The sequence below is a fragment of the Hydrogenophaga sp. genome (assembly GCF_048549895.1).
GTDB lineage: Bacteria > Pseudomonadota > Gammaproteobacteria > Burkholderiales > Burkholderiaceae_C > Hydrogenophaga.
Genome location: NZ_JBLYYB010000158.1, coordinates 1 through 4,674, shown reverse-complemented (window position 1 = coordinate 4,674; position 4,674 = coordinate 1). Strand labels below are relative to the sequence as shown.

General features: G+C 57.5%; 6 protein-coding genes. 2 read left to right on the top strand and 4 right to left on the bottom strand.

Annotated features, from left to right (window positions below; genetic code table 11):
* Both ACN4F8_RS15535 and ACN4F8_RS15530 read left to right on the top strand, forming a co-directional pair.
* Positions 1-359: DUF1345 domain-containing protein (locus ACN4F8_RS15535; protein ID WP_419474380.1), on the top strand; the 359-nt coding region annotated here is incomplete at its 5' end.
* Positions 360-509: 150 nt separating this feature from the next.
* Positions 510-1,721, top strand: coding sequence for an MFS transporter (locus tag ACN4F8_RS15530; RefSeq protein ID WP_419474379.1), 1,212 nt, complete (start codon positions 510-512; stop codon positions 1,719-1,721).
* A 14-nt stretch (positions 1,722-1,735) separates the two neighbouring features.
* Here ACN4F8_RS15530 and ACN4F8_RS15525 read toward each other — a convergent pair whose 3' ends face one another.
* The 4 genes from ACN4F8_RS15525 to ACN4F8_RS15510 all read right to left on the bottom strand — a co-directional run.
* On the bottom strand, positions 1,736-3,067 hold the full coding sequence (locus ACN4F8_RS15525) for an ATP-binding protein (protein WP_419474378.1): 1,332 nt from the start codon (positions 3,065-3,067) through the stop codon (positions 1,736-1,738).
* A 7-nt stretch (positions 3,068-3,074) separates the two neighbouring features.
* A complete protein-coding gene (locus tag ACN4F8_RS15520) occupies positions 3,075-3,734 on the bottom strand; it encodes a response regulator transcription factor (RefSeq protein WP_419474377.1) in 660 nt (219 codons plus the stop codon).
* Positions 3,735-3,845: 111 nt separating this feature from the next.
* The gene (locus ACN4F8_RS15515; protein WP_419474376.1) at positions 3,846-4,247 is read right to left on the bottom strand and encodes a hypothetical protein; all 402 of its coding nucleotides are present in this window, start codon (positions 4,245-4,247) and stop codon (positions 3,846-3,848) included.
* 50 nt (positions 4,248-4,297) lie between these two features.
* Positions 4,298-4,674 (bottom strand): PepSY domain-containing protein (locus ACN4F8_RS15510; protein WP_419474375.1); only part of this gene is annotated, 377 nt, incomplete at its 5' end.

Below are 4,674 nucleotides of genomic sequence, written 5' to 3'. Positions count from 1 at the left end.
GAGCCATGCAGGGCTTGGCGCGCTGGGGTTACCTTGCAATCGCCATGCTGTCGCTGGCAGCGTCCTGGTTATTGCTGCAGACAGCTTTTGCGTTGCACTATGCACGCGTGTTTTATCAGCAAGGTCAGGATGGGGGGCAAACCGAAGGTGGGCTGAACTTTCCCGGAGGTAATGACCCCGACTACCTTGATTTTGTCTACTTCTCGGCAATTGTCGGTATGACTTCACAGGTTTCAGACGTCGCAGTCACCGGTCGACGCATGCGCAGACTGACGCTTTTGCATGGGCTGCTTTCTTTCGCATTCAATTTGATTGTGCTCGCCATGGCAGTCAACGTTTTTGCGGGCAGCCTCGCTTGAGAATCATCCGAGAGCTTCCACAAAAAAAGTAGCGGCAATTGGACTGGTATAGCTCGCCACAACTCACCACCGTTTTGGTGAGTGGCCTGGTTGCTTCAGGGAAATTCCTTCGCAGTTCTCAGCGGGAACTCAGCCTAGCGGACATCTTGCATGCTCAAAGCAATCTTCACTCTTCCTCGAACAGTTTGGGTGATCGGACTCATCAGCCTGGTCAACGATAGCGCCAGCGAAATGCTGTACCCACTGGTGCCGCTCTATCTTGCGTCCGTGTTGATGGCAGGTCCGCGGGCACTGGGAATCATTGAAGGGATCGCAGAAGCAACAGCGAGTCTGCTCAAGCTGTTCTCCGGGGTGGTCGTGGACCGGTCGCGACGGTCAAAGCCCTGGATCGTGTTCGGGTATGGTTTGGCCGGTGTCGGTCGCCCTCTGATCGCCTTTGCAAGCAGTTGGCCTCTTCTGCTGGCCATCCGTTTTGCCGACAGGGTAGGCAAGGGCCTGCGAAGTTCGCCCAGGGATGCACTTCTGGCGGCCAGCGTTGGTCCCGATCAGCGTGGCTTGGCGTTCGGATTGCACCGTGCCATGGACAACGCAGGTGCCGTCATTGGCCCCATTCTCGCCTTTGCATTGCTGGCTTCCCATGTTCCGCTCAAGGACATATTTTTGTGGTCCGCCATCCCGGCTGCCCTCTGTGTGGGATTGGCACTTGCCGTCCGAGAGCCAAAGGCGGCACCGCTCACGTCCAGGCCTCCGTTCGACTGGCGGCTGCGGGACATGCCTGCGTTGTTCAAACGTTACCTGTTCGTGGTGGCACTGTTCACCCTGGGCAATTCGTCCAACATGTTTTTGTTGCTGCGCGCCAATGAACTGGGAGTCCCACAGGCTCAGATTCCACTGCTTTGGGCTGCGGTTTCCGCAGTCGCGATGTTGTTCTCAACCCCACTGTCGGCTCTGTCAGACCGGCTGGGCCGAGTGAGGCTGTTGATCGTTGGTTACGTTGCCTATGCGGTCTTCTACTTTGCGATCGGTTTCCTCGACACCGGTGGATGGATGCTGTTTGCCTTGTTCGGTTTCTATGGCCTGTTCATGGCGGCGACAGAGGGGGTCGAGAAGGCGTTCGTGGCTGACCTGGCGCCCGCCCATCGCGCGGGCACGGCCTTCGGCTGGTTCAATTTGGTGACCGGCATCTTTCTGCTTCCAGCCTCAATCGTCTTTGGCTGGATCTACCAGTCCATCGCCCCGTGGGCGGCATTCCTCTTCTCGGGCAGTTGCGCATTGTCAGCAGCCATCCTGCTGCTTTTCGGCGTCAAGCACAAAGCACTGCTCTCAACGACCAGCAAGTCCTCGGAGCATGATGCATCATAAACGCCGATCGCGCGTCAAAGCTCAAGTCGGAAGGCAATGCAGACTTTCAGCCCTCCCAGCTTCTCTGATTCTGAGAGAGAGAGCGATGCTCCGTGAAACTCGACAATGCTCTTGACGATCGACAGACCCAGGCCACTTCCAGAAGCGCTAGCGCCCGCGATTCGGTAAAAACGATCCAGGACTCGCTCGCGCTCCGATGATGGGATGCCAGGGCCGCTGTCCTCAATTCGGAGCTGCAGCTCGCTTGCCGTTCGAACCACCGCAACGTCCACCGTTCCTCCGTCTGGGGTGTATTTGATGGCATTGCTCAACACATTGCCAAGAAGAATGCCCAATGCATCCTTTGCGACGAGAATTGAGCCCTCGTCTGCGGTGGTGATGCCGATGTCGATGGAGCGCTCTCGGGCCAGCGCGGCAACATCTGCAACCGCCTGTTTTGTAAACTCAGTCAACGGCAGGTACTCTCGGGGCATGCTGTTTACGATGCCTTCCTCGTGCCTTGCGAGCACCAGAAGCTGCTCCACCAAGCGCGTCGCCCGATCGATACCTGATGTCAATCGACCCATTGCAATGTCCCGGGTGCTGGTGTCCGCAGACCGCCTCAGTCCCTCCAACTGCAGCTTGAGCGCCGCCAGCGGTGAGCGCAATTCGTGCGCGGCGTCCGCCACGAATCGCTGTTGTGCATCGAAAGCCTTGCGGACGCGCGCAAACAGCAGATTGAGCTCATGGACCAGCGGCCTGATCTCATCTGGCAGGGTCGCCTCCTCCAGCTTTTCCAACTCATCGGCCTGGCGCAATGCAACCTGTCTGCTCGCGAGCAGGACTGGCTTCAACGACGCGCCCACAACCACCCAAACCAGCAGCATGAGCATGGGCGCAATCAACACAATTGGCACAACAGTGCGCAGTGCAAGCTTGCGGGCCATCTCCAAGCGTGCGTCCAAATCTTGTGCAACCTGCACATTGATCACACCCACCTTCGTGGCAAACACCCTGTATCTCCCATCGTCCAACGTGACTTCAGCAAATCCCGATACCCCAACCTGCGGCAGCATGCTTTGATGAGTCCGGTAGACGTTGATTCCATCTGCAGTCCACGCCTGAACGACAAAATCGAAGCCTTCCTCATCGTGTTGAACCTGCGCATCCGGGCTGCCGCCCTTCAATGTGATCCCACTGCCCAGCATGATCGCCATCTGTTGCATGTGGTAGTCGAAGATTTCGTCAGCCTCCGACCTGGCGGTCTGATACGCGATCAACGCCTGTGCAAGTGCAGTCAGCACGATTGCGGCCGACAACAGGATCAGCAGACGTGTTCGCAAAGAGTTGGAGATCTTCAGCGGCATTTGTAACTCACTCCTTGGGCACCATGTATCCGACGCCTCTCACGTTTTGGATCAACTCTGCGCCGAGCTTTTTTCGCAGCCCATGGATGTACACCTCCACAGCGTTGCTGCTGATCTCGTCCTTCCAGCCGTAGAGCTTTTCTTCAAGCTGTGTGCGTGAGAGCACCATGCCCGGTCTGGCCAACAATGGCTCGAGTACCGCCCATTCACGGGCGGAAAGCACGACGGGCACCCCATTTGACGTCACCTCCCGTGAAGCGGGATTGATACAGACACCTTTGTGCTCGTAGACAGGCTCGGCACGACCAGAAGCGCGCCGCAGTAGTGCCCGGATTCGAGCCAACAGTTCATCGAGTTCAAAGGGCTTCAACACGTAATCATCTGCTCCCGCATCAAGTCCTTCGATTCGCTGAAAAAGCGAATCGCGTGCAGTTGCAATCAGAACGGGGGTGCGATCCTTGCGAGCGCGCAGCGCTCGAAGCACAGACAACCCATCAAGGCGCGGCAGTCCCAGGTCGAGCACGATCAGATCGTAGGTCTGCGTTCGCAAGGCCGTGGATGCCATGTCGCCATCCTTCACCCAATCAACCGCGTAGTGTTCAGAGCGCAGGAGATCAAGCACCACCTCGCCGATCATCTTGTCGTCTTCAACCAATAGAAGTCTCACTTGAAGTCTCCATACAAACCACAAACATGACGGGGGGCCCGCCGTCCTCCACGTTGACACGATGCCTACGTAAGAACACGCCCGTTTGCATGAATCCCCCAGCAGGCACGCTCAAATGTTTCGTGGATCAAATTGATTTGATTCCTGGGGCAGGCTTTCACGAACGAATTCTTCGATTGCCTGCTTGACAAAGAGGCTGTCCAGCTCGTGAACACGCAACGGTCGCTCCTCATCGAAAGATTCACTGAACACGCCATTCAGGTGGGGAGAACTTCGAGCGGTAGGCGCGGTAGCCACATCAAAACCACCATCCGTGCCAATGCCAGGGAGACGTCGCTGCTCTATGACCATCTCGAGCACGAGGCACCGCTGCAGCAGCAAATACACAATATCCTCGCGGGTCTTCTGCAGCGCAGACGCCAGTATCGCAGCCTCATCGTCCCGAGGACCTACCGGCACTTGAAAGATGCGCCGGATGAGGCGCCCCAAAAGATATCGTTCACTGTTGTTCATGATCGTTCCTTACGGAACGGGGAGTGGGTTTCCCCTCTCCCCGTGTTCGATCAAGAGTCGTCTTTGTCGTTGCCCTGGTCGGCCTTGTCGAGCTGGCTGGACAGGACCTTGCCGTCGGCAGCGTCGACCTTGACATCGAAGACCTTGGCGTCGGCCGTGACGACCTCCACCTCGTAGTGCAGAGCGCCGCGCTCGCTCTCCAGCTCGGCCTTTGCGGCTTTGCCGGTGGCGTGTGCTTCAGCAGCCGTGATGGCCTGGCTCAGTGAGATCTTGGCCTTGGCCAGATCGGTGACTGCGTCGTTTTCATTGGCCTTTGCAAAGGCCAGCGAACCAGCCGTGGCCAGGCCAGCAGCGAGCAAGAGCGCGGAGATTTTGGTGTTGCGGTTCATGGTGAGTTCCTTTTTGGGAGTTGTGTCAGGGCGGTATT